The 23,900-nt window shown below is 58.1% G+C and carries 22 protein-coding genes and 1 pseudogene; 10 read left to right on the forward strand and 13 right to left on the reverse strand.

What is annotated here, in order from left to right; translation table 11 throughout:
* Positions 1 to 209: 209 nt before the first annotated feature.
* The 7 genes from LKE90_RS04750 to LKE90_RS04780 form a co-directional block, all read right to left on the reverse strand.
* Positions 210 to 1,880: an ArnT family glycosyltransferase gene (locus LKE90_RS04750; protein WP_291491740.1), complete on the reverse strand. Its 1,671-nt coding sequence runs from the start codon at positions 1,878 to 1,880 to the stop codon at positions 210 to 212.
* A complete protein-coding gene (locus LKE90_RS04755) occupies positions 1,874 to 2,587 on the reverse strand; it encodes a glycosyltransferase family 2 protein (RefSeq protein ID WP_291491741.1) in 714 nt (237 codons plus the stop codon). The genes LKE90_RS04750 and LKE90_RS04755 overlap by 7 nt, the downstream gene beginning before the upstream one ends.
* Before the next feature lie 85 nt (positions 2,588 to 2,672).
* The gene (locus tag LKE90_RS04760) at positions 2,673 to 3,167 is read right to left on the reverse strand and encodes an ATP synthase F0 subunit B (RefSeq protein ID WP_291491819.1); all 495 of its coding nucleotides are present in this window, start codon (positions 3,165 to 3,167) and stop codon (positions 2,673 to 2,675) included.
* Between the two features lie 22 nt (positions 3,168 to 3,189).
* A complete protein-coding gene (locus tag LKE90_RS04765) occupies positions 3,190 to 3,804 on the reverse strand; it encodes a F0F1 ATP synthase subunit B family protein (protein ID WP_291491742.1) in 615 nt (204 codons plus the stop codon).
* A gap of 15 nt (positions 3,805 to 3,819) precedes the next feature.
* Positions 3,820 to 4,044 carry an ATP synthase subunit C family protein gene (locus LKE90_RS04770; protein WP_010667433.1) on the reverse strand — a complete coding sequence of 75 codons (225 nt, stop codon included), beginning with the start codon at positions 4,042 to 4,044 and terminating at the stop codon, positions 3,820 to 3,822.
* A gap of 51 nt (positions 4,045 to 4,095) precedes the next feature.
* Entirely contained in the window at positions 4,096 to 4,845 is a 750-nt protein-coding gene (locus tag LKE90_RS04775) for a F0F1 ATP synthase subunit A (RefSeq protein ID WP_291491743.1), read from the reverse strand.
* A gap of 36 nt (positions 4,846 to 4,881) precedes the next feature.
* A complete protein-coding gene (locus tag LKE90_RS04780; protein ID WP_291491744.1) occupies positions 4,882 to 5,178 on the reverse strand; it encodes an AtpZ/AtpI family protein in 297 nt (98 codons plus the stop codon).
* Between the two features lie 331 nt (positions 5,179 to 5,509).
* On the opposite strand from LKE90_RS04780, the gene LKE90_RS04785 reads away from it, so the two are divergent.
* From LKE90_RS04785 to secF, 4 genes are all read left to right on the forward strand, one after another.
* Positions 5,510 to 8,788, forward strand: coding sequence for a Hint domain-containing protein (locus LKE90_RS04785; RefSeq protein WP_291491745.1), 3,279 nt, complete (start codon positions 5,510 to 5,512; stop codon positions 8,786 to 8,788).
* Between the two features lie 72 nt (positions 8,789 to 8,860).
* On the forward strand, positions 8,861 to 10,813 hold the full coding sequence (locus tag LKE90_RS04790; RefSeq protein ID WP_291491746.1) for a glycosyltransferase: 1,953 nt from the start codon (positions 8,861 to 8,863) through the stop codon (positions 10,811 to 10,813).
* Positions 10,814 to 11,254: 441 nt separating this feature from the next.
* Positions 11,255 to 12,811 (forward strand): protein translocase subunit SecD, encoded by a 1,557-nt coding sequence (gene secD, locus LKE90_RS04795; protein WP_434735029.1) that lies wholly within the window; start codon positions 11,255 to 11,257, stop codon positions 12,809 to 12,811.
* 11 nt (positions 12,812 to 12,822) lie between these two features.
* On the forward strand, positions 12,823 to 13,764 hold the full coding sequence (gene secF, locus LKE90_RS04800) for a protein translocase subunit SecF (protein WP_291491749.1): 942 nt from the start codon (positions 12,823 to 12,825) through the stop codon (positions 13,762 to 13,764).
* 49 nt (positions 13,765 to 13,813) lie between these two features.
* On the opposite strand, the gene LKE90_RS04805 is transcribed toward secF, so the two are convergent.
* Together LKE90_RS04805 and LKE90_RS04810 are read right to left on the reverse strand one after the other, a co-directional pair.
* Entirely contained in the window at positions 13,814 to 14,266 is a 453-nt protein-coding gene (locus tag LKE90_RS04805; protein WP_291491750.1) for a hypothetical protein, read from the reverse strand.
* Positions 14,267 to 14,329: 63 nt separating this feature from the next.
* Complete coding sequence (locus LKE90_RS04810; protein ID WP_291491751.1) at positions 14,330 to 14,497, reverse strand: DUF2905 domain-containing protein; 168 nt, start codon at positions 14,495 to 14,497, stop codon at positions 14,330 to 14,332.
* A 367-nt stretch (positions 14,498 to 14,864) separates the two neighbouring features.
* Between LKE90_RS04810 and cmk the strand changes: the two genes are divergently transcribed.
* From cmk to LKE90_RS04830, 5 genes and pseudogenes are all read left to right on the forward strand, one after another.
* Positions 14,865 to 15,569, forward strand: a complete 705-nt coding sequence (cmk, locus tag LKE90_RS04815) for a (d)CMP kinase (RefSeq protein ID WP_291491752.1) — start codon at positions 14,865 to 14,867, stop codon at positions 15,567 to 15,569.
* A 99-nt stretch (positions 15,570 to 15,668) separates the two neighbouring features.
* Positions 15,669 to 15,746 (forward strand): annotated as a pseudogene (locus LKE90_RS16450) (hypothetical protein); the annotation flags it as partial.
* Between the two features lie 83 nt (positions 15,747 to 15,829).
* The gene (locus LKE90_RS04820; RefSeq protein ID WP_366509513.1) at positions 15,830 to 16,684 is read left to right on the forward strand and encodes a cation diffusion facilitator family transporter; all 855 of its coding nucleotides are present in this window, start codon (positions 15,830 to 15,832) and stop codon (positions 16,682 to 16,684) included.
* The gene (locus LKE90_RS04825) at positions 16,677 to 17,609 is read left to right on the forward strand and encodes a cation diffusion facilitator family transporter (RefSeq protein WP_291491754.1); all 933 of its coding nucleotides are present in this window, start codon (positions 16,677 to 16,679) and stop codon (positions 17,607 to 17,609) included. The genes LKE90_RS04820 and LKE90_RS04825 overlap by 8 nt, the downstream gene beginning before the upstream one ends.
* Positions 17,610 to 17,763: 154 nt before the next feature.
* The gene (locus tag LKE90_RS04830) at positions 17,764 to 19,134 is read left to right on the forward strand and encodes a chloride channel protein (RefSeq protein ID WP_291491756.1); all 1,371 of its coding nucleotides are present in this window, start codon (positions 17,764 to 17,766) and stop codon (positions 19,132 to 19,134) included.
* 126 nt (positions 19,135 to 19,260) lie between these two features.
* Here LKE90_RS04830 and panS read toward each other — a convergent pair whose 3' ends face one another.
* Positions 19,261 to 20,181: a ketopantoate/pantoate/pantothenate transporter PanS gene (gene panS, locus LKE90_RS04835; protein ID WP_291491757.1), complete on the reverse strand. Its 921-nt coding sequence runs from the start codon at positions 20,179 to 20,181 to the stop codon at positions 19,261 to 19,263.
* Positions 20,182 to 20,387: 206 nt separating this feature from the next.
* Positions 20,388 to 21,710 (reverse strand): carbohydrate porin, encoded by a 1,323-nt coding sequence (locus LKE90_RS04840; protein WP_291491758.1) that lies wholly within the window; start codon positions 21,708 to 21,710, stop codon positions 20,388 to 20,390.
* Positions 21,711 to 21,737: 27 nt separating this feature from the next.
* Between LKE90_RS04840 and LKE90_RS04845 the strand changes: the two genes are divergently transcribed.
* Positions 21,738 to 22,157 carry a secondary thiamine-phosphate synthase enzyme YjbQ gene (locus tag LKE90_RS04845; RefSeq protein WP_291491759.1) on the forward strand — a complete coding sequence of 140 codons (420 nt, stop codon included), beginning with the start codon at positions 21,738 to 21,740 and terminating at the stop codon, positions 22,155 to 22,157.
* An 8-nt stretch (positions 22,158 to 22,165) separates the two neighbouring features.
* Here the strand turns inward: LKE90_RS04845 and LKE90_RS04850 are convergent, their stop codons facing one another.
* A complete protein-coding gene (locus LKE90_RS04850; protein WP_407066054.1) occupies positions 22,166 to 22,675 on the reverse strand; it encodes a hypothetical protein in 510 nt (169 codons plus the stop codon).
* Between the two features lie 95 nt (positions 22,676 to 22,770).
* Positions 22,771 to 23,799, reverse strand: coding sequence for a glycosyltransferase family 4 protein (locus LKE90_RS04855; protein ID WP_291491760.1), 1,029 nt, complete (start codon positions 23,797 to 23,799; stop codon positions 22,771 to 22,773).
* Positions 23,800 to 23,900: the final 101 nt, after the last annotated feature.

Genomic DNA, 23,900 nt, shown 5'->3' on the forward strand with positions numbered 1-23,900 from the left:
CTATCGCTCTGCTCGCAGGCAGACCTGACTATTTACCCAACAATGCCAAAACACCAACAACCGCATGGTCTCTCATGGATACGCGTTGCCGCTCTCTGGTCCAGCGTAGAGCGCCAATTCATGTGAGGCGATGCTTGCCCGATTACAAACCACTTCCGAGCGCATTTTCGGTCAAGCCCGGCAAACAGGAAACATCCTCCGGTGAATCGTCAGCGAGAAACACCGTATATACCGATATCCAGCCACTTCCCTGTTGAGTAATTAAACCCTTTTATTCGCTCGTATTCTATTACATTAACTGATTTGGCAGCCAATTCTTCATAAAATGCTTTTTCATCACGCCGACCAACCAAAGCTAGGCCACAGGATTTGTTGCGTTCCAACATAATCGCGGCATTTTTTGAAGTATCAAACCTAATCTGTCCATGCATAAGAAACACAAAGCTTGGTTCAGAAAAAGAACTGGATACTATTTCCGGATCAGTACAGGGCAGATGCTGGTTAACTGCTTCGGTCAGTCTGGGAGACAACCATATTTGATGTAAACGTGGGATAACCCCCAAAAACAGTCCCACATAAATCAGAACGGCAGATCCCATTGCATAAAACGCAGCCTGTCTCATGCGCGCTGAGACAACAGCTCGCGCCGTCTGGGCCAGAAGAGGTACGCTTCCTATAGCGATAAGCCACGCCTCCGCAGGAATAGAACCTTCAATAATTTTACTGATCACTATTCCCGCAAATGACAGGGCAAAGCCTGCAATAAGGCAAATGCCACCATAAACGAACAAGGCAGCTTTGCCCCACTTCTTTTGCGGCCACTGCCATTCAGCGCCTGAGTTACATAGTGCGGCTCCAGTAAAAAGAGCAATCGCAGGATATGTTGGCAGAACATAATGAGGAAGTTTTGTCGCTATTAATTCAAAGACAATCCAGTGCGGAATAATCCAGCATAGCAGATACTGTATCTGCCAGCTTTTTCTGCGGACCCAAACAAATGGGAGAGATGCCGCGGCAAAAAAAGAGCCGGGCCAGAAAGCCAGGCCAAAGACGAGAAGATGGAACCCCGGCGGAGCCCCATGCGCCTCTTGCCCCTGTCCGATCTTTCCAAGAAAATTTCTTCCTACAGAGTGCTGAAAAAATTCGCCGTGGCTAACCAGCCCGATCGCAAGGCACCAGGGCACAACAATCGCCAGCATGACCATCCAACCCCAGCCAAAGCGCAGGCGATGGAGCCAGGTCCAGTTTTTTTCAACAAGAGCGAAACACAGCGGCGTTCCAAGCCCCGGGATGAGGACGACTGGGCCTTTGAGCATCAGGCCACACCCCAACGCGCTCCAGTAAAGCAGAGCTGTGGCAACAGGGGTCGTTCTGCCTTTGCTTCTGTCTTGCAGCACAAGAAGAAGCGAAAACTCAGCCAAAAGGACAGCGAGCAGCAACGTGCTGTCAATTGTCGCCATCCGCCCTTCAGCCTGCACCAGCACTGATGTCGCCAGAAGAGCGCCGGCAAGGAGCCCAGCAGCCGGACTGAACAGTATGGCTCCCATCCACGCTGTCAGCCCGATGGCTGAAGTCATCGCAACTAGAGAAGGAAGACGGTAGGCCCACACCGCCCTGTCAGAGAGTGTTCCCGTCAGGGAAACGGCCGCAGCTTCAAGCCAGTAGATACCGGCGGGCTGAAGGTATCGTGGTTTATCCTGAAACCGCACATCAATGAAATTGTGTGTTTCAAGCATCTGGGCTGTCGCCTGCATGTAGCGAGGCTCATCCCGATCAAAGGGCGGGATGCTCGCCCTCCCCGGCAGCAGAAGCAAAAAAACACTGAAAGCAAGAAGCAGAAGACGTTTGAAGAATACGTCGTCCAATTTACTCTTCAGCATTCTTCAACTGTTTCAGGCAAACGGGTTCTGTTTCTCAGCCAGACAACACCCAGCAAATCTCTCACGCCGACAATAGCGCGCCCCAGATTGGTATATTTCGACTCACCGTGAAGCCGGGAACGGTGCCTTACCGCTTTACAGACCAAAGGTACCTTGTAGGTTTTCATGAGAGCTGGAAGGAAGCGGTGAAGACCTTCGAACTGGGGTAAATTCAGGAAATCTTCACGCAGGAAGACTTTCATCGGAGCGCCTGTGTCCGGACATTCATCCGCAAGAATACGTTGGCGGAGACCATTGGCAAAACGCGTTGCAAGGCGACGCCATATCGTGTCGCTACGCTTGAGCCTCGTTCCAACGACCAAAGGCGCACGGCCTGTTTTTTGGCCGGAAAGTCCCAAATCAAGCAATTCAGGAATCTCAGATGGATCGTCCTGCCCATCACCGTCTATGGTTGCGATCCAGACGCCTCTGGCGTTTTTGATGCCCGTTCTTAGGGCCCCGGATTTACCACGACGCCTGTCATGCCTGAGGATACGCAACCCACTCAGACCAGAAACGGTCTTCCGGGCCTGACGCAGCATGTCCAGAGTGCCGTCCGCGCTTCCATCATCGACGAAAACAATTTCACAAGCGGGAAGGTCTGACAGAACAGCAGCGAGTTCCTGACAGACAGGAATTATATTCTCTCGCTCATTCAGTACTGTCACGACGATACTTAAAACAGGTCTCTCCGCAGAGAGCTTTTCACTCTCTGCGGAGAGACCTGTGTTTTCGTTCAATACCAAAGACTTATCAGGCTGCACGGGCAGTCAGGGCAGCCGGCAGGTCAGCAATCGCCTTGTCGATCATGGAAACCGATGACTCTGGGCTAACCGTTTCTTCAATCACAAGCTGAGCGCTTTTAAACGCAGCATCAACTGCCGCAGCACGAACCTCTTCGACTGCAGCACGCTCCGCCGCAGTAATGCGATCACGCGCCATCTGCTCCCGGCGGCTCAGCATTTCTTCAGCTTCAACGCGGGCTTTGGACGCCATGTCTTCAGCCTGTTTGCGAGCCTGCTCGATAACGGCATTCGCTTCCGCGTAAGCCTGCTCACGCTCACGCGTCGCATCTTCACGCATCTGCTCGGCCTCGCGACGAAGCCGGGCGGCCTCTTCAAGCTCGACCCGGATACGGTCGGCACGCGCATCAAGAAGATCTCTAAGCGGCTTCCAGACCTTTGGACCAAAGATCACAAAAAACAGCACAAAAGATGTCGCGTACCAGAAGCCAACGTTCTGAAAAATGGTCACTGACGTTATCTCCCCGTCACGCGATTGCTGACTGCGCAGACTTCTCGGCCGTCACCTTCGCAACAGCCGATTCAATTCTGGCACGATCAGGCTTTGTTCCGGTAAGCTTCTGCACCAGAGCCTCGGCCACATCGGATGCAATCGGCTTGAGAGATGCAAGAGCTCTAGAGCGTTCTTCTGCAACAGCTTTTTCAGCCGCGGCAATTTCAACTTCGAGTTTTGCACCCAGATCAGCGAGACGAGAGGAAGCCTGCCTACGCTCTTCATCAAGCACAGCATCAAGATGCGCCTGAGCTTCCGCAGCAGCAGCTTTTTTCGTCTCATTCAGTTCACGGACAGCACTGTCGGCATCGACTTTTGCTGCACGAGCCTGATCAAGATCACCGTTGATACGCTCACTACGACTGACAAGAACCTTATCGACTTTAGGCAATGCCCAGCCGCGTAGGGCGAGATAGAAAAACAGAAAGATGCCAGCGCCCCAGATAACCTGCCCCGTGAGGAGCGGGTTTCTGAAGTCCAGCTGAGGCATACCCGCCGCGTGCGCGCCGGGCGCCGCCGCCATGAGAAGCGGCAGACTCGCGACTCCCGCAATGAGAGAGTGACGAATCAGGGAAACCGGATTGCGCACGAAGCTACTCCGTCCTCAGACGAACAGGATCAGGAAGGCGATCAGAAGGGCGAACAGGGCAACAGCTTCTGTCAGCGCGAAGCCAAGCATGCCAAGGCCGAACACATGCGGGCGAGCCGCAGGGTTACGTGCGATGCTGCTGACGAGCGTTGAGAAGATGTTGCCGAGCCCGATGCCGACACCGGCAAGGGCGATTACAGCGATACCGGCACCGATTTCACGGGCTGAAGCGAGGTCCATTTTGATTTTCCCTATTAACGAAAAAACGTAACCCGACGGGGTCTGCCCCAGTTAGTGGGACACGGCCTCCCTCAGATAGATGCAGGTCAGGATAGCAAACACATAGGCCTGCAGAACACCAACCAGCAATTCCAGCCCCATCAGCGCGATATTGATCACGAGAGGGCCAACCGCGAGCACATCACCAATGAAGCCAAGTCCGGCCAGCATGATAACGAAGCTTGCGAAGATATCGAACATCACGTGACCAGCCACCATATTGGCGAACAGTCGAATCGACAGGCTGACAGGACGTGACAGAAAGGAAAGGATTTCAATCGGCACCAGCAGGGGAGCCAGCAGCACAGGCGCTCCCGCAGGCATGAAGTGCGCGAAGAACTTGAACCCCTGCACCTTCAGCGACACAACGATCGCGATCAGGAACACCATCAGAGCCAGAGCGAAAGTCACGGCAATATGGCTGGTGAAGGTGTAGGAGAACGGGATGAGACCCAGATAGTTACCGGCAAGAATGAAGAAGAACAGGGCGAAGATGAAAGGAAAGAAAGCCGTCCCTTCAGGCCCGATCGTATCCACAGCCAGATTATGGATGAACTCGTAGCAGATTTCAGCCGCAGCCTGAAGACGCCCGGGCACAACCGCCGCCGACTTCATCCCGAAATGAAGAAACGCAAGAACAAGCAAGCACGCCACAGCCATGAAGACAGGCGCCTGACTGAGACTGAGAGCCTCGCCCAGCCCACCCAGAACAGGATGCAGCTCGAACTGCTCGAGCACGTTGATACTTGAACCGCCCGCCAACGCTATTCTCCTCGACCTTCCCGGTCGCTCGGATTTTTATTCTTGCCGTTCCAACGACTGCATCAGTCGCCAGACATTCAGGATACCGGCGCCACCGCCGAGAAGAGCAAAGATCACGATGAACAGGGCTCTGAAATGGAACCAGCGGTCCAGTCCCCAGCCTGCCAGCACTCCAACGACGAGCCCACCAAGCATTTCGCTTCCTGCCCTTGCCGCCAGAGACAGGAGCGATTTGTCCTGAGCATCCGGTTTCTGGTCAGTGGCCTGCTTGCCCGCGACACGCTTCTGCGCGGCACGGAGACGTTCGTCAAAGGAAGTTCTGTCCTCGGTCACTCGCACCTCCCAACTGGGTGCATCGGCTTGCTAACGACCCTGCATTTCCCTGTCAAGCAAGCGTGACTCTTCTGTAACCAACCGATCATGCGGAATACTGACACGCCGCGTGAAAAAAAGCCGCTTTCGATGCCGTTTTCGGGAATAAAACGCCGTTTTAAACGGACTTTTAACGAGCGTTGCCGTCCTTTTAACAGCCATCCGAAATGGATCGGTGCGACAATGCGGATCAACAGACGACGCGGTCAAAACGAATCTGATTCTGACAGATCAGCCTTCCTGAACCGACATCTGCATGAAGAAATCGAGACCGGTAAATGAAGGTGCTGTCATGACAACCTCCTCCAGTTTTTCTGACACCGACAGTTTTGTCCTCAGCGGTCAGACCAGCACAGTCTCTTCCGGCACAATTGCCTCGGCAGTGACTGTTCTCGGTGGCGGAATACTGATTGTCGACGGTGTTGCGAACGGTACCAGACTGCAAGGCACCACAGCAGGTCAGGCTCAGGAAATCGTTCAAAGCGGCGGCACCGAGCAGAATGTGACCGTTCTGTCCGGAACTGTGAAAGTCTTGAACGAGGGCCTGCTGAACACCGGCATCGCCCTTGCAGGCGGCACGATAGAACTCGCCAGCGGCGCGGTGGCTGATACCCTTGTCGCGGGCAGCAGGGGCACTGTCACAATATCATCCGCTGAAGTCACATCCGTAACGTTTGCAGGTGGAACCCTGAATGTCACCGATGCCCGTGTTCCCGTGCAGGCGGTTTCATCCGGGACGCTTGTTCTTGGCAGCTCGACTTCGGCAGCAGGTCTGCGGACAGGAGCATCAGGCACGCTGATTCTCAATGGCGGCAGCGCATCCGGCACGGTGATCAGCGGCGCCTCGGCTCTGGAGCAGATCCTGGCTCCAGCCGGATCAGGCGGAGTGGCGGAACAGAATTTCCTCATCCTTGATGGCGGCTCACAACAGGTCGGAAACGGAACCGTGGAAAACGGGACTATCGCCTCAGGAGGAAGCCAGACGCTTCAGTCCGGCACATCCGCCCGACAGGTCATCATTGCTTCCGGCGGAACCCAGACAGTCGCTTCCGGCTCTGTGGCCGTGAACGATATCGTCGAGGCTGGTGGTTTTGTGACAAATGATGGCACACTCATTTTTGAGGGCCAAAGTTCGATCGCGGGTCAGATTTCAGGGGCTGGAGCAATCAGCCAGACCGGTTCGGGCACGACTCTGCAATTCACCTCCGGCGCTCTGGAACATTTTTCCGGCACAATCGCCCTTTCAGGCGGCACAGTCATGGTGGCGGACGGTGATGAGGCCAGCCACGTCCAGTTTCTGTTCTCCACATCAGGCGGAGAATCTCTGGTGCTCGGCTCGGTTCCGACGAGCCTCACTCTCTCCGGCTTCGGCGCGAATGACAGCGTTTTCCTATCCGGTGTAACTTCGGGAACATCACTTTCTCTCGGCACCGGCTCACAACTGACGCTCGAATCGGGAGGTTCAGCTCTTGAGACGATCTTCCTCGACAGCGGAACGGACTACAGCGGCGCGAATCTGACTCTGGTTGAAAATGCGGACGGCACCGGAGCCACCCTGTCATTCGGCGGCGCAGTCTCACCCCATATCGATACTATCATTGCTAACGGTGATGTCGGTATAGTCGTCGCCACGGACGAGACTGCTCTCATTCCAACAGCATCGTTCGGCATCAATACAGTGGTTCAGGCGGGCGGACGCCTCTATGTCGATGGCCTTGGCCTCCAGAACGAAGTGCATGGCACGGAAGTCGTCGCCTCCGGTGGACGGGTCGCGCAGACCCGACTTTATGGCTCCGAGGAAGTGCTGACCGGCGGCGTAGCCTCCGCCACCAGCATTGTTGGCGGCACACAGTCCATCCTTGGCGGCACGGCGACCGGGACCACTATCACGGGTCGCTACAATGCCAACAATCTCGGGCCGGACATGATGATCGACGGCACGCAGATCGTGGGCTCAGGCGGACTGGCCAGCGATACGACTGTAAACGTCACTTTCGCCGGAAATACCTACCTGCCGCTGGGACAGGCCATTTCAGACAGCGTTCAGTATGTCGAAAACGGCGGCACAGCCATCGACACCACGCTAACCGGCCTGCATCTGGGGTGGCTCTATCATACCACTCCTCTATGGGCTGACGGGTATGCGCAGCAGATCGTCATGTCGGGCGGGACAGCGATCAATACGACAGCCAACGCCAACGCCACCATTGACGTTCAGGCTGGCGGCTCCGCGACCAACATCTCCCTGGACGGCGGCACGCTCACCCTTGAAAAAGGCGCTCTCTATACCGGCACCCTCACCTTTCTGCCGAATTGTGATCCGGGGTATACGGTTTACGGCATGTCAGGCAGTCATACGACGCAGTCAGTGCTCAACGTCACCATGGATCAGCTCGCCTCGATCACCATTCAGGGCTTTGACGTCATTGGCTCCGTCATCACGATGGGCCTGACCTCTCTCTACAGCCCATCCGGCACCCAGACTGTCAGCACGATCAACCAGATTGTCATTACCGATCTGACGTTCGCTGGCACGGCCAACGAGATTGATACCGGTTTCATTGGCGCTGACGGCGTTCTGACCGTAACTGAAGGCAACGAGAGCGTCTCCATCCATCTGGGCGGCACGTTTGGCTCCCCTTTCTACTTCCAGCGCGCTCCTGATGGTGGCACCCGAATCACTTACGGCGTGCCCTGCTACTGCCCCGGAACGCTCATCAGCACACCGGATGGAGAACGCGCCATCGAGACACTCTCCATCGGCGACATCATCCAGACAGCTTCCGGAGAAAGCCGTGCAATCCGGTGGATCGGACGACGGAGCTATGACGGACGTTTTGCCGAGGGCAACCCGGACATCCTGCCCGTGGTCATTCAGGTAGGTGCTCTGGGGAACGGCCTTCCCCGTCGCACCCTGCGCGTATCGCCCCTCCATGCGATGGCGCTTGACGGCAAGCTCATTCCTGCCAGCCTGCTGATCAACGGTTCCAGCATCACCCAGACGCGCAGACCGCGCCGCGTGGATTACATCCACATCGAACTCGACACTCACGATCTTCTGCTGGCGGAAGGCGCGGCCTCTGAAACATTCGTCGATGACGACAGCCGGTCCATGTTCCACAACGTCACCGAGTATGAGACGCTTTATCCGGACGAGGAGCGTCAGGCGGCCCATTTCTGCCTGCCCCGGATCGAAGATGGTCCGCAGCTTGAGGCGATCAGGCTGCGCCTCAAAGCTCTTGCCGCCGACGTCATGGAACGCAGCCGGGTCCACGGTTTCGTGGACGCCATCACTGCCACCACGATCGAAGGATGGGCGCGCTGCGATGCCGTGTCCGACACGCCACGCGAGCTGATCATCTACAGCCGGGATATCGAGCTGGGACGTGTCACGGCAGACCGTTTCAGGGCGGATCTGACCGAGAATGGCCATCATTCAGGGAAGCACGCCTTCTGCTTCACGTGCGAAGTCCCTGTCGTCGCAGGACTGATTCGCGTGGAGGATGCTGACACAGGTGACTGCCTGACCAACCCGGCGGCAAGCGGATCGCTTCATGACCATGCTGCCTGAGCGTTTTCGTTCGTAAAACTTTCAGGATTATCTCCGACACTGCCTTTCATGAGCGTGTCAGAAAAATCAGCAGTGTCTGCCGGATCGGCCTTCGCCGGATTTGTCGACGTGATCAGCCATGAACCCGGTCAGGGCTGGACGATTGCGGGCTGGGCCAGAAACCTGATGGACCCGTCAGCCCGCTATCAGGTCCGCATCCTATGCCACGGCAATCAGGTTGCTGAAGCGGTGGCTGATGGCTTCCGCGAGGATCTGGTCATCCCGGGCAGCGCGGACGGGCGGCACGCCTTTTCGATTCTGATCCCCGATGACGCCGCCCCGGCCGCAGAGACCGGTTCTTTCAACGTCCTGCTGCTTCCTGACCGTCAGCCCCTTCCTCTCGCCGAGCATCTAGCCGGGACAATCCCTTCCGGCCTGCGGGGCTCCATCGATATCGTCGGACGCGACAGGATTGCAGGCTGGCTGAGAAGCGATACCCATCCCGACATGCGCCTCAGCGTGGCGATCATGGTCGATGACGCCCTTCAGCACCGGATGCTCGCCAATCAGTTCCGTCCGGATCTGCGCGACAATGGCCTCGGCGACGGTCGCTACGGGTTTGATGTCATGCTGTCCCCACCCCTCTCTCTGGACAGCGACCATGTCGTTTCCGTTCTCTGTGCGGAAACCAATACCCCTCTGCCCGGCTCGCCTCTGTATTTCCCGGCGACACGCCGTTTCAACGAGACGTTCCGCCAGCACGTAAGACAAACTCTCAACGGAATAGCCACCGCCCGCCAGCGTGAGGCCGCTCTGGAATTTCTTGCCGATCAGACCCACCAGCTCCGTAACGAGCAGGGACGCGAAGACTCACGCAAGGCTGCGACGGAACACCACCGACTGGCGCAACGACGCAAGGAAGCAGAGCCGGGCGTCACAGTTCCCAGAATTCTGTTTGTTGATGACCGGGCTCCTGATCCAACCCGCGACGCTGGCTCCAGCGCCCTTCTCTCGCACATGCAGGCAGCACAGGCCCTTGATTATGAAGTCAGCTTCGTCGCGTCGGTCATGGAGCCCGGTGTCGCAGCAGTCCGTGAACTGGAAAAGCAGGGCTTTGCCTGCTGGCGCGCTCCGGCCTATCCGACGGTTGAATCGTTGCTGCGAACACAGACAAACAGTTTTGACGCCATCTATTTCCACCGTCTGACCAACGCAGGCCGTTACCTCGATCTGGCGAGGCTTTACATGCCGGGGGCCCGCCTGATCTCCAGTGTTGCCGATCTGGCGTGGTTGCGGCTGGAGCGGCAGGCCGTTGCCGAAAATCGCCCCGAACTCCGGACGGCTTCCGGACAGGAAAAGGTGCGAGAACATATGGCGACGTGGGCATCGCACAGCGTGATCACCCATTCGCCAGTCGAAGCTGCCCTGTTGGCTGCGGCGGTCCCGACAGCCAGCATCCATGTCGTTCCGTGGCATCTGGAATTGAAAGAACCGCCTCTTCCTTTCGAACGACGGCACGGTGTCGCCTTCATTGCGCATTACGGCCATGCCCCCAATATCGATGCCGCCAAGTGGCTGGTGGGCGATATCCTCCCTCTTCTGTGGGAACAGACCCCGGATATCGAAATTCTGCTGGTCGGAAGCGCGATGCCGGACCTGATTATTCAGATGGGCGAGATTCCCGGTGTACAAGTGCTCGGACATATCGCCGATCTGGACAGTTTCCTGCGTTCCGTTCGTCTGACAATTGCGCCACTGCGGTTCGGAGCCGGTATCAAGAGCAAGGTTCTGGAAAGCTGGGCTGCTGGCATTCCCTGCGTCGCTACACCGATTGCTACGGAAGGTATGAATCTTCCGGTTGAGCTACAGCTTTCCGTGGCAAGCAGCGCTGCCGATCTGGCAAAACTTGTAGCGAAACTTTATTATGACCCCGAAGCGACGGCTTCTCTGGCTGAAGCGGGACAGGATTATATCCGTATCCGCCATTCGACCGATCGTGTGCGCTCGGCACTTGACCGGAGTCTTGGGACTTTACGTAGAGCATAGCTTTTTAAAATATATAATACTTTACAATCATAGTGTTATATATATTTTCTTTATTTTACGCTGAGGAAATCACCGCTGATTTTTCGATACTCTCAGTGACAGATTGATCTCCCGACATGACAGCCTGATCCACCATTATCGACATTTCCGCACATCAGGTCTTGACCGCACAAAGCATAGAAATAAAGAAAAATAATACACTGAAAATAAAGTATAAAATTATTATTTTTTAGAGCCAACCTCTGCCCGAAAGCTCCCATCTGCAGAAAACATTGGGATCGGTCGCCCATCAAAGCCCTGTCAGCAGTTGCATTCAGCCCTGATGCCCTGCATCTTCCGCCCGCTTTTCCAAAGACGTACCGGACGAAGCAGGAATGGGACTCTTGCCTGCGCAGAAGCTCCCTGTTTCGGACAAGACGGAGAACGGTCGCCTACGCAATGATGTATTACAGCCGGATCAAACTGCTCTCCGTGGCTGCGGTGTGCCTGCTTGGCGCCCTGCTCTGCGTGCCCAACTTTGTCCGCAAGCCTGCGGCGTCCATCCCCTGGCCCGAGATTCATCTCGGCCTTGACCTTCGGGGAGGCTCATATCTTCTCCTTCAGGTCGACCTGTCTTCCCTGACGCATGATCGGCTCCAGAGCCTGTCAGATTCGCTGCGGCAATCACTGATCAGCGCCAACCTTGGATATCGCAACATTGCGATCAATCCGGACAAGGCCGAAATCACCTTCCAGCCCCGCGATCCTTCAGAGAAGGACCGTGACCTGAAAGTGCTGGAAACCCTGCCGCGCACGGTTCCGAACGAATTTTCGGTCACGACCGGTTCTGACGACACCATCGCCATAACGCTGGACAGCGGCGCCATGCGGGTCCGGACGCATGACGCGGTCTCTCAGGCGATCGAGATTGTCAGACGCCGTATCGACGCCACCGGTGCTGTCGATCCTCAGATTACACGACAGGGCGAGGACCGCATCGTCGTGGAACTTCCGGGCATCAGTGACCCTGAGCGCGTAAAAGCCCTGCTCGGCACCACAGCCAAGATGACGTTCCGCCTTGTCGACGAACTGCCGCCGGGCACGATGATCGCGCCACCCGGTGACACACTGCTGCCCTTGTCCGATCATCCGGACAGCACGCTCGCCGTGCATAATCATGTCGATGTTGACGGTGTGAACCTCACCAACGCCGGTGCGACAACCGACGATCAGACAGGTGGCTGGGCCGTCAGCTTCTCGCTCGATTCAGTCGGCACCCGCGCCTTTGGTGACGTGACGCAGGCCAATGTCGGGCGCCGTTTTGCGATCGTTCTGGATAACAAAATCATTGAAGCGCCCGTGATCCGCACAGCCATCACGGGTGGCAGCGGCATCATTACCGGCAACTTCGACGCCCATCAGGCGACGGACCTCGCCCTGCTGCTGCGCGCCGGAGCCCTGCCCGTTCCGCTGACGGTCGTAGAAGAGCGCTCGATCGGACCATCGCTTGGCGCGGACTCCATCCGGGCCGGAGCGCTCAGCCTGCTGGTCGGCTTCGTGCTGGTGATCATCTTCATGGCGCTATTCTATGGTCGCTTCGGCTGGTATGCGAACGTCGCCCTGTTCGCCAACCTCGTGCTGATGCTGGCCATCCTGTCGCTATTCGGGGCTACGCTGACCCTGCCCGGCATGGCCGGAATGCTGCTGACCCTCGGTATGGCGGTGGACGCCAATATCCTGATCATCGAGCGTATCCGTGAGGAACTGAAACGTGGCCGTACGCCGCTCGCCGCCATGCAGGCCGGCTTTGAACGCGCCACAGCCACCGTTCTGGACAGTAACGCCACGGCCTTTCTGGCTCACGTCATGCTGTTCGTGTTCGGAACAGGCCCCGTGCGCGGCTTCGCTCTCACGATCACGATCGGCATCGCCACGACGCTGTTCTCCACCCTTCTTCTCTCTCGGATGCTGATGGTGCGCTGGTATGCCCTCACACGTCCGTCCACCCTTCCGGTCTGAGAGGCGCATCTATGTTCGGACGTCCCCTTTTGCGCTTTGTCCACAAGGATACGCACATCAACTTCATGCGCGGACGGTTTGCCGGTCTGGCGACTTCCGCCGTGCTGTCGCTGGCTTCCGTCATCCTGTTCTTCCACCCCGGTCTGACGCTCGGCCTTGATTTCCGTGGCGGCATCGTCGTGGAAGCAAAAACCAATGGTCCGGCCGATTTCGGCAAAATCCGGACGGCGCTGACGGCGCACAATCTCAAGACGGATGGCGTGCAGGCGTTTGGTGGCCCGGACGACGTGCTGATCAGGCTGGGTGCGAACGAGCAGACGAACACCAATGCGGTCGTCGATGAAGTACGCCACGCCATTACCGAAGCCCAGCCGGGCGCGACCATTGTGCGGGCCGATGCGGTCGGCGCGTCTGTCTCAGCCGAACTGTTCCGCAACGGCCTGCTGGCGCTCGGCATCAGTCTGCTCATGATCCTCGGCTATATCTGGTTCCGGTTTGAATGGGAGTTCGCCCTGTCGGCGGTCGTTACTCTTGTGCTCGATCTGACAAAGACGGTGGGCTTTCTGGTGCTGACCCATTTCGAGTTCGATCTTGTGATGGTCGCGGCGATCCTGACGATCCTCGGCTATTCCACCAACGACAAGGTGGTGGTCTATGACCGTATCCGTGAAAATCTGCGGCGTTATCGTACCATGCCGCTGCGGGAACTACTCGATCTTTCGATCAATGAGACCCTGAGCCGCACGCTCGGAACCTCCACCACGGTCTTTCTTGCAGCCCTGCCTCTGGCTTTCTTCGGTGGCGCAAGCCTGTCCGGTTTTGCCTGGGTGATGCTGTTCGGGATTGTGGTCGGCACGTCATCGTCGATCTTTATCGCCGCCCCCCTGCTTCTGCTGCTGGGGGAAAAGCGTCTCCGCAAGGACACACGCCCTGCCGTGAAGCAGGAAATCTGACAGTCCATCTCAGGATCAGTGGGAAAGATCACTTTCTCACTGATCCACCTCACGGCACTCCAGCGGCCGATTTTGTCTGGGGTGAGGGTTCCGCAGGTGCACCATCCACGGGCGCTGTCGCCGCAATAAGCTGTTCGATCGCCCTGTTCGCCGCTCTCATGTTGCTGTCACTCGGCAATGATTCCTCCCGTGCAACGGCCAGAAGCGCCTCATGATCCAGCACGATGATTTCCGTGAGTCTGTGCGCCGTTATCCCTCCTGACATCACGGCCCCACGCGCCATCCCATGCGCGATCATGTAACTGTATATCAGCGTATGAGGGGTCGGTCTGGTGCTGACGACCGGCGACGCCTGACAGGCCGCCAGAGCGCCGCACAGGGCAAGCGACCGCCACCGGAAGTGTCGGAATCTGCCGGTTATGCGTGCGGGAACACACTTTCCGTCTTCACTACCCATCGTCACAGGCCCTGATCGCTGGCGACCATCATCTTGTCTTTCCAACCTGAAATCCGGTTTCTTGTTTGTCTTTTATCCCTACCAGCCCTTCCCTGCGGCGACCAGAGATCAGCGCCGGGTCAGCCAGAGAATGAAAGAAAGCAGGATGCTCAGAACAAGACCCGTCGCCAGCGGCAGATACAGGGTAAAGCCCTGACGACGGATCAGAATATCACCGGGAAGGCGTCCAACCGGCAGTTTCTGAAGATAGAGCGGATCCAGTTTGAATGGACACATTCGACCTGGTGAAGACGCTCGATAAGCACTGAGCTGGAGCAATTCCACCGAGCCGGAGTTCAGTGGAATTGCTCCAGGGCCACAACACCCCCACCAGAACGACCGCCACGCCAGCGACTATCAGTGCACGCCTCACAAACCTCTCCCTGTCTGCCGTTGATGTAGTTTCTCACGCCGTGATCTCAACTGAACGGCATATTCCTGATCAGATCGTCCAAAAATTCCGTTTTCAACGTGGCAGCGGCGAAAAAGCCTCGATATAAACGCACCACACAGACGGCTCGCCGTTTCACAGGCAGATTGACGCCGGACTCCTGCCCGCGTATCGCCCTCAGCGCAGCAGTACCAGACCAGAGGATGTTTCTCCATGACAGGAACGGTGACAGGATCGGCCCCCATCATTGCTGTGGACGGTCCGGCAGCGGCTGGAAAAGGCACCCTCTCCAAGCGTCTGGCTGAAGCTCTCGGGCTGCCGCATCTTGATACCGGACTGCTGTATCGGGCGGTGGCGCGGCTGATGATCAACGCCGGGTCCGATCCGGCTTCCACGTCAGGAGAAAGCATAGCCCGAGCGCTCTCGCTTGCGGACCTGAAGCGCACGGACCTGCGCACACCGGATGTCGACGCAGCCGCCTCCCTCGTCGCCCGAGACAACGCCGTGCGTCAGGCTCTTGTGGACATGCAGCGTCTGTTCGCCCGCAAGAATGGCGCCGTGCTGGATGGCCGCGATATCGGCACGGTCATTTTTCCGGACGCCGATGTAAAGCTGTTCATCACGGCAAGCCCTTATGCCCGGGCTGTCCGACGCTACATCCAGAATGGCGGCACAGACGACGCACCTGACCGCGACCAGCGTATCCGGACCGTCGAGGTGGCGCTGATCGAGCGTGACCACGCTGACAGCACCCGCGCAACCGCCCCCCTGCGTATGGCGGAGGACGCCATCAGGATCGAAACGGACGCTCTGACGGCCGAGGAGGTTCTGTCGAAGTCTCTCCGGATCGTCCGCGACAGACTTGAGGCAAAGAACGTGAACCTCCCATCCGCGAGCATGCAGGATCTCTGCTCCTGACCCCGCCAGAAAACAACGGGGACGATGCTTCCATGCACGACTCAGCGCGTTCGCACGACAGCCATGATCACGATCACGATCATGACGACCACACGGATCATGACCATTCAGCGCATGCTCACGCCCAGCACGGGAGCAGTTGCAGCGGTCACGATCATGGCGACGGACATGGGCATGACGGCCACCACGACCATGATCACGGGCTTTTCGGCCACCATCACCACGCGCCCGATACGTTCGGCGGAATCTTCGCCATCAGCATGGTGCTCAACAGCGTCTATCTGGTCATCGAAGCCATCTGGGGCGTTCTCTCGCACTCTCTCGCGCTGCTTGCGGATGCCGGGCACAACCTGTCCGACATCCTCGCGCTGGGAGCCGCATGGCTGGCCCACAGCCTGACCAGAAGAAGCCCGAGCGCACGTTATACCTATGGTCTTCGCCGCTCCTCCATCCTCGCGGCGCTCTCCAACGCGGTCATCCTGCTTCTGGTGACCGGCGGCATTGCGTGGGAAGCCGTTCTGCGGCTGCTTCATCCGACGGAAACCATTTCCGGACGAACCGTCATGATTGTGGCGGCCATTGGCATTGTCGTGAATGGCGGAACAGCCCTTCTGCTCATGAAAGGGCAGAAGGATGATCTCAATATCCGCGGAGCCTTTCTGCATATGGCGACCGATGCAATCGCATCGCTGGCGGTCGTCATAATCGGCGGGCTGGTCCTGCTGACAGGACTGCAATGGCTTGACCCGGCAATCAGTCTGCTCATATCGGCGTTGATTGTGCTGACGACCTGGTCCCTGCTCCGGGGTTCCCTCGACATGATGCTCGACGCGGTTCCTCAGGGGATCGACATGGACGAAATCGACGGCTTTTTTCGTGGCCTGCCCGGTGTCACCGATCTCCACGACCTCCATGTCTGGGCGATGAGCACCACGGAAACGGCCCTGACGGCACATCTGGTCCGGACGACCGATGATACGGATGACGGCAGCAACGACCGGATTCTGGATTCCGCCAACCAGATGCTGCGCACGCGTTTCGGCATCGTCCACACGACGATCCAGATCGAAACCGTGGCGTGTCACGTCAACTGCATCGGTAACGGACATGTCTGAGTCGACGGGTCAGAAGGTCGATCGACGGAAGAATCTGATTGCGTGGACCAGCCTCGGCGTCAGCCTTGTCGCGCTCGGACTGAAATATGCCGCGTGGTCGGTTTCGGGCAGCATCGCCCTGAAATCCGATGCCCTTGAAACAGTCATCAATGTCGCCGCCGCGATTGGCGGCTTGTGGGCCATTCACCTCGCGGAAAGGCCCGCTGATCACAATCATACCTACGGGCACTACAAGGCGGAGTATCTTTCGGCGATCATCGAGAGCGCGATGGTTCTGGTCACAGCGCTCCTGATCGCCCATGAATCGTACGATGGCTTTGTCCATCCGCAGAGTGTCAGTGCGCCGTGGCTCGGTCTTCTGCTGAATGCCGCAGCGACCGCCATCAACCTCGCATGGGGGCTGACCATGCTCCGCATCGGTCGGCGCATCCGCTCCCCCGCGCTTGTCGCCGGTGGCCAGCACGTCCTCTCCGATGTCTGGACCGGGTTTGGTCTGGTGGCCGGGCTTGCGCTGATCCCGCTCACCGGCTGGCACTGGCTTGATCCGGCGATCGCGGCGCTCATCGCCCTCAATGTGCTCAGGGTAGGCTGGGAGATGCTGCGCCAGTCCGTCTCGGGTCTGATGGACGAGGCTCCCGACTCAGAGACGCTTGCCAAGCTGAATGAGGTCATCGCCGAAAAAGCGGTCGGAGCCCTTGAGGCGCACGATATCCGCATCCGCGAAGTCGGGGCGATCATCTTCATCGAGTTCCATCTTGTGGTTCCCGGCACCATGACGGTCGCTGTGGTGCACGATATCTGTGACCGTATCGAAGCGGGCCTCCGCAATGCGCTCGGGCGCTGCGTGATCAACATTCATGTTGAGCCGGAACACAAGGCCAAGAACAGCGGCATCGTCCTCGCCCATGCCACAAGGTGTTATTAAAATCTCACACCGGCCTGTCGGAATGGAACCATCAGCCTTGTTTACGCTTGGAATACACAGGCGTCGGGCGTAAGCCCTGAGAGAAATCTTTTGGCGTGTAGAGTCGAACCCCGGCTCTCTACCGCAAGACATGATGAATTGACGTAACACAACTATGGCTTCTCCCTCCGGCCGCATCCGGCATTTCCGCGATACAGCCCGCATCACCACGGCTGAGTGGCGACGGAAGCTGATTTTCTGGGGTGGCTCGATCATCGTCGGTCTGGCCGCCATCAGCTTCGCAGCCCTCGCCGATCAGGCCGCGCATCTGCGCAACACCATCATCGCTTACAGCCCGTGGCTGATGCTGATCGTCACGCCGGGTGGTCTCGCCCTGTCAATCTGGCTGACCCGAACCTTTTTCCGGGGCGCACAGGGGTCCGGCATCCCTCAGGCCATTGCCTGCATGCATCTCTCCGACCAGAAACTCGTGGATCGTATCCTGTCTCTCAGGATCGCCGCGGCCAAGGTCTTCCTGACCTGTCTGGGGCTTGTGGCGGGCGCTTCCATTGGCCGTGAAGGACCGACCGTGCAGATCGGAGCGGCCATCATGAACGCTGTGGGGCGCTATCTGAACATGGGAGAGATCGTTTCCCGCCGCGCGCTCGTGCTGACCGGAGGCGCCGCCGGTGTCGCCGCAGCCTTCAACACACCGTTGGCCGGTATTGTTTTCGGCATTGAAGAACTCGCTCACTCCTTCGAGCAGAGAACCAGCGGCGTCATGCTCGCCGGGGTGGTGCTGGCCGGTGTCACCGCCATCGCGCTGGTCGGTAACTACAGCTATTTCGGTCATACCGATTCGGTCGTGCCTGTCGGTGTCAGTTGGCTCGCCGTCATCGCCTGCGGTCTGCTCGGAGGCATAACCGGCGGCTCATTCTCCGCGATCCTCATCCGGGCTTCCAGAGGGCTGCCCGGTCGGATCGGGCGCTTCATCGCAGAACGCCCGATTACTTTCGCGGGCCTGTGCGGTGTCGTCCTTGCGCTGATAGGTCTCGCCTCGGGCGGCATGACCTACGGCACCGGCTATGCTCAGGCCCGGTCGATCATTCAGGGCGAAGAGCATTATCCAGCCTCCTACTTCGTGCTGAAATTCATCGCCACCATCGTCTCCTACTGCTCCGGCATCCCGGGCGGCCTGTTCGCGCCCTCCCTGTCCGTCGGAGCCGGTATGGGCGGCTGGATCGCCCAGTTCCTGCCGCATACGACACCGGGCGCCGTGGTTCTGCTCGGAACGGTGGCGTATTTCTCCGCCGTGGTGCAGGCCCCGCTGACGGCGACAGTGATCGTCATGGAAATGTGTGACAACCAGCAGGTGACGCTTGCGCTGCTCGCCAGCTCGTTTCTGGCTTTTGGTGTTTCAAGAATGATCTGCAAGCAGCCGCTCTACGGCGCCCTTGCGGAACGCTTCCTCCGCAACATCGACCCGAAAAGCGTCCCGACGCCTCCCCGCCCGCGCGAAAATACGGACGGCGCCAAGCTAGACTGACCCATCAACCAGCCGGTGGCCTGCAAGATGATGCTGTTCGGCTTATTGGGTCATGAACTCACGGGGGACAGGTCTGAGACTGAAAACAGGACCGGGCTGCGCTGAAACAACGCCGTTTCGTCTCTTTCAGTCCTCATCCTCTCTTTGTCGGGCTGGATGGGCATTCCAGTATCCCGCCAGCACAGAACCGGAAATATTGTGCCAGATTGAGAAGATCACGCCCGGCAACGCCGCGAGCGGCGCAAAATAGAGGCGGCCCAGCGTTGCCGCGAGACCGGAATTCTGCATCCCCACCTCAATGGCCAACGTCCGACAGACCGCTTCATCAAACCCCAGCAGACGCCCACCCCAGTATCCACCCAGCAGTCCGGTCGTGTTGTGGAGAATCACCCCAACCAGCACGAGCGGTCCGACCGTTGCCAGCGAGGGCTTCACGCTGGCGACAATGCTCGCGATGATCAGCAGGATCGACAGCATGGCCACGAGTGGCAGGGCCGGTTCGATCCGCCGGACCGCCTTGTGAAAGAACCTGTTGATCGCCAGCCCACCGACAAGTGGTAGCGCCACGATCATCAGCAGGCTGCGAAACAGTCCCCAACTGTCAACGGCCACATCCGCCGACAGATACAGGCGTGTCAGAAGCGGCGTTGCAACAATCCCCACCAGCGTCGAGACCATGCTGATACTGACGGACAGCGCCACATCGCCACCCGCCAGATAGATGATGACGTTGGACGCCGTACCGCTGGCGACGCAACCGACCAGAACCATGCCGGTTTTCAGATCGTCCGGCATGGAGAGCATCGTTGCGATCAGCCACGCAGCCAGCGGCATCACGAGATAATGCAGTCCGATCCCTGCGATGACCGCTCTGGGTTTGCGGGCGATACGGAGAAAATCGCCGGGGGTGAGCGTCACGCCCATCGTGACCATGATGAACGCCAGCAGAGGCGTCACAGCCCAGCCATACGCCGTGAAAGCTGTCGGCCAGATAATCGCCGCGCCGGAAAACAGCACGGCCCATACAGGAAAGAGGCGCGTCATCATGCCGTTCCTTGCGCGTTATCGAGATCAGGGACAGGTGTGTGCCACATCGAGCCCGTCTGCACAGCACGGGAAAGCAGGGCCTGTTTTTGGCCTTGTGAAGCAACATCCGGTCTGATGAAATCGTCTACTCTTATGGAAATTTTTTATAAACAATGAGTTGTAGAATAAATCTGCAATCCAGCCTGAACGGGTACCGCGCCGGGTGCTCAGAAAGATGCTCCCATGTGCAGACCGAAAATCAGCGCGGATTTCACTTTTCTGCCGTTATCATAAGCCCCGCCACTGGGGTTGATGAGCCCCTGCACATCAGGCTGGACTACCAGCCATGGCAGAATCTGGGCAGCGTAGGTCAGTTCCAGATGATATTCATTACCATGATGCCGTTCCGTGCCATCCGGACGCTGAAGCTTCAGATAATGACTCGGAGCCGCGTAACCGAAGCCAATCCCGACAGAATCGCCCGAGCGCTGAAAAGGGCTGTTCAGAACGAGGCCCGCGTCCAGAGAAGAGGAAATCTGGTTGCGGTCAGCCAGCCCGGTATATTCCCACCGCACAAAGCCTCGCAGTTCACCCGCCCCTGTATTCTTCAGAAGCGTGTGGTCCATGACCATATAGACTTCCCAGTTACCCCGTCGGCTGACATCCTGATTGGCCTGTAACGGAAAGCGTCCTGTGTCGGCATAAAACCCGGCCTTGTATGTCCCGGTCTTCCCGCCGTGATTGACGTTATGCGTGACCTCGCCAATCACGAATGTACCGGTCCTGAAATTGAAACGGGTACCGCTTGGGTCCTGATTCTGGTTCCAAGGATCGGTATTATTGATGAAAGACCGTGCGCCTGTCGCGTTATCATCCGCTACGGCAACCTGCGTTTCCCACTGTTGCGAGAAAGCGTAACGCAGACGGAGCGCCGGTGTCGCGACGGGGGAAGCCGGTCCCTGCCCGTAGAGGTTATTGCTCGGCAGCATCGGCCAGCCGAATGACGCGTTCAGGAACATCTGCGCCGTCTTGCTGACCATGAAGTCCTGACTCAGGTCGAGCTTGCCGATCCGCGTATCGATATGTCCGCTGGCGCTGGTCCAGTTATAGGCCAGTTCATACAGCCGCAGGTTCGGATCAGCCTCGCTGGATGATGTCTGGTTGAACGCATAGAGGGGATAGTTGCTGAAAGGTTTCCCCCGGAGATCAAGCGCGCTGATCTCGAAATTCCCCCAGCCTCCGTCACGGACTCTGCTGCCTGCCAGTCTGGCAAGATCAAACACGACATCCACATTCGTCAGACCGACATAATGCTGGGACGGCAGGGCTCCACCAGCCGGGATGGACCAGAGTTCCTCTACATCCTCGATACTGACATCAACACCGGTCTTCTGCCATTGTTTCTTCAGATCGCCCCAGCCCCCGGGGTCCGTCAGCCAGTCCGGATTCTCCGCCGCATGAACTGTTTCGGTGGACAGAAGAAAAGCCGTTCCGACAATCAACCCACAGACACACCAGCGGGATGGGCAGGTCTTGCTGACCTTCACCATCCGACCAGCCTGACAGGAACAAAGAGCATGAAACAACACACCCATCGTCTGACATTCAGAACGTCAGGCAAGGGGCTTGTTCCCATTACCCGCCCTGTTCTCGACTGGGTCAGCAGGACGGGCGTGTTCACAGGTCTGCTCACGCTCTGGTGTCCGCATACCTCCTGCTCCCTGACCGTACAGGAAAATGCGGACCCAACAGTGCGTTCCGATATCGCCGCTTTTTTCGAAGCTCTCGTCCCCGAGGAAAACGGACGGTACCGGCATTCCACGGAGGGTTCAGACGACATGCCAGCCCATCTGCGGACAATGCTGACACAATCCGGTCTCAGCATTCCGGTCATTGATTCGGAACCGGCTCTGGGAATCTGGCAGGGGCTCTATCTTTTCGAGCATCGGCGCACACCACACGAGAGAGACCTCGTGCTGCATCTTTTCGGAACCTGATCAGACTGTCAGGCACCAGCCCCGGCCTCTCCGACGGTCTGGGGAGCTGCTTCATTCACTGAGATGATGGCGTCATTGGAAATCGACACCAGATCCGTCGGCTTTTCGCTGTTCTGCGTCTCCTGCTCGGCGATATTCACCGTCATGGCGCGCAGACGTGCCATTTCCTCACGCACATCGCTGAGAATTTCGATGAGCGCCGCGTGATCTTCCGCCGCCCGCTGATCATTCCCACGCGCAAGAATGGCGCTTCCCACCATCAGCGCCGGGAGCGCCACAAGCTGGATGGAGTTGCTGACATAAAGCAGCGCTCCCTGCCATTCCGGCCTGACAACCGGAAGAAGGGAAAACAGTATGAACGCATAGACGCACCAGATGCTGCCGAAAATGATGGTCATCCGGATCGCCAGACGATCATTGAACCTGTCCAGCCAGCCGGGTGTGACGGGCGTGGAATCCTCACGGTGCCGGTCCTTGTAGAACCAGCTCAGAGGACGCCAGCTATGGCGATTTTTCATAATCCTGTATCGTCCTGCCCTGTAGATGCCAATCTGACCTCTGTTATGGCACAGGGCGATGGTGTTCAGAACCGACGTTTCCGAACATCAGTTCCTCAGGCCCGCTCTTCAATCAGTGCCTGGTAGATGGCGAGGTAATCCTCGGCCATGCGTCGCGCCGTGAAGCGTCTTTCGAATTCGTGCCGGATCGCCACCGGGTCGAGGTTTTCGACACGGGGATAAGCTGCAATCGCTTCCTGCTCGGTTGTGACAATCGCACCCGTGACACCATCCTCGATCACTTCCGGCACGGACCCGTGGCAAAAGGCTATGACCGGCGCACCACAGGCCATGGCTTCGATCATGACCAGTCCAAATGGCTCCGGCCAGTCGATCGGCATCAGCAGGGCGCGGGCGCCTGAAAGGAAAGCCGGCTTCTGGGCATCATTGATCTCGCCGACCAGTTCGACGCCATCACCCAGCATCGGCTGGATTTCACGTTCGAAATACTCCACATCGACCTTGTCCACTTTCGCGGCGATTTTCAGCGGCATTCCCACCGCCCGGGCGATACGGATCGCCTTGTCGACCCCTTTTTCGGGGCAGATACGCCCCAGAAAGGCGAGATAGTTTCTGGGGCCAGCCTGTGGCGTGAGCAGATTTTCTGGCAGACCGTGCAGGACGGTTCCGGCGTAACGCGCCTGTGGCAGAGGGCGGCGCTGGCTGTCGGAAATGGAGACGATCGGCACCTGCGGAAAGGCATCGAAAACCGGCTGAAGCTCCATCAGATCGAGACGCCCGTGCATGGTCGTGACGAATGGCGTCTTCTGACGGCTGAAATAGCTGAAAGGCCAGTAATCCATGTGAAAATGCAGGATATCGAAATCAGCGGCATGCCGCGCGACCCGCTCCATCAACAGCATGTGAGGCGCAATCGGGTCACGGATGGCCGGGTCAAGCCGTAGCGCCCTCGGCCACACCGCATCCAGTCTGGCGGATGTCACACTGTCACCACTGGCGAACAGGGTGACATCATGGCCCATTTTGACCAGTTCCTCGGTAAGGAAGGCCACCACACGCTCCGTCCCACCGTAGAGTTTGGGCGGCACAGCTTCATGAAGCGGGGCAATCTGGGCGATACGCATGACCGGTAACTCCGCACGTTTATTGTTGTTTTACAGCCCCTCGCCACGCAGTCAGAGTGAACCTTTCGGCCCGCCCTGACTTTAACGGCTCAGGACATACG

This window comes from Acetobacter sp., from assembly GCF_022483985.1.
Classification (GTDB): Bacteria; Pseudomonadota; Alphaproteobacteria; order Acetobacterales; family Acetobacteraceae; genus Acetobacter.

What these genes read in the sequence shown, in the direction of transcription:
- LKE90_RS04750 (WP_291491740.1), bottom strand. Translation starts at nt 1,880, where the DNA reads ATGCTGAAGAGTAAATTGGACGACGTATTCTTCAAACGTCTTCTGCTT.
- LKE90_RS04770 (WP_010667433.1), bottom strand. Translation starts at nt 4,044, where the DNA reads ATGGACCTCGCTTCAGCCCGTGAAATCGGTGCCGGTATCGCTGTAATC.
- LKE90_RS04785 (WP_291491745.1), top strand. Translation starts at nt 5,510, where the DNA reads ATGACAACCTCCTCCAGTTTTTCTGACACCGACAGTTTTGTCCTCAGC.
- secD (WP_434735029.1), top strand. Translation starts at nt 11,255, where the DNA reads ATGTATTACAGCCGGATCAAACTGCTCTCCGTGGCTGCGGTGTGCCTG.
- secF (WP_291491749.1), top strand. Translation starts at nt 12,823, where the DNA reads ATGTTCGGACGTCCCCTTTTGCGCTTTGTCCACAAGGATACGCACATC.
- LKE90_RS04810 (WP_291491751.1), bottom strand. Translation starts at nt 14,497, where the DNA reads ATGTGTCCATTCAAACTGGATCCGCTCTATCTTCAGAAACTGCCGGTT.
- cmk (WP_291491752.1), top strand. Translation starts at nt 14,865, where the DNA reads ATGACAGGAACGGTGACAGGATCGGCCCCCATCATTGCTGTGGACGGT.
- LKE90_RS04820 (WP_366509513.1), top strand. Translation starts at nt 15,830, where the DNA reads ATGGTGCTCAACAGCGTCTATCTGGTCATCGAAGCCATCTGGGGCGTT.
- LKE90_RS04825 (WP_291491754.1), top strand. Translation starts at nt 16,677, where the DNA reads ATGTCTGAGTCGACGGGTCAGAAGGTCGATCGACGGAAGAATCTGATT.
- LKE90_RS04830 (WP_291491756.1), top strand. Translation starts at nt 17,764, where the DNA reads ATGGCTTCTCCCTCCGGCCGCATCCGGCATTTCCGCGATACAGCCCGC.
- panS (WP_291491757.1), bottom strand. Translation starts at nt 20,181, where the DNA reads ATGATGACGCGCCTCTTTCCTGTATGGGCCGTGCTGTTTTCCGGCGCG.
- LKE90_RS04840 (WP_291491758.1), bottom strand. Translation starts at nt 21,710, where the DNA reads ATGGTGAAGGTCAGCAAGACCTGCCCATCCCGCTGGTGTGTCTGTGGG.
- LKE90_RS04845 (WP_291491759.1), top strand. Translation starts at nt 21,738, where the DNA reads ATGAAACAACACACCCATCGTCTGACATTCAGAACGTCAGGCAAGGGG.
- LKE90_RS04850 (WP_407066054.1), bottom strand. Translation starts at nt 22,675, where the DNA reads ATGAAAAATCGCCATAGCTGGCGTCCTCTGAGCTGGTTCTACAAGGAC.
- LKE90_RS04855 (WP_291491760.1), bottom strand. Translation starts at nt 23,799, where the DNA reads ATGCGTATCGCCCAGATTGCCCCGCTTCATGAAGCTGTGCCGCCCAAA.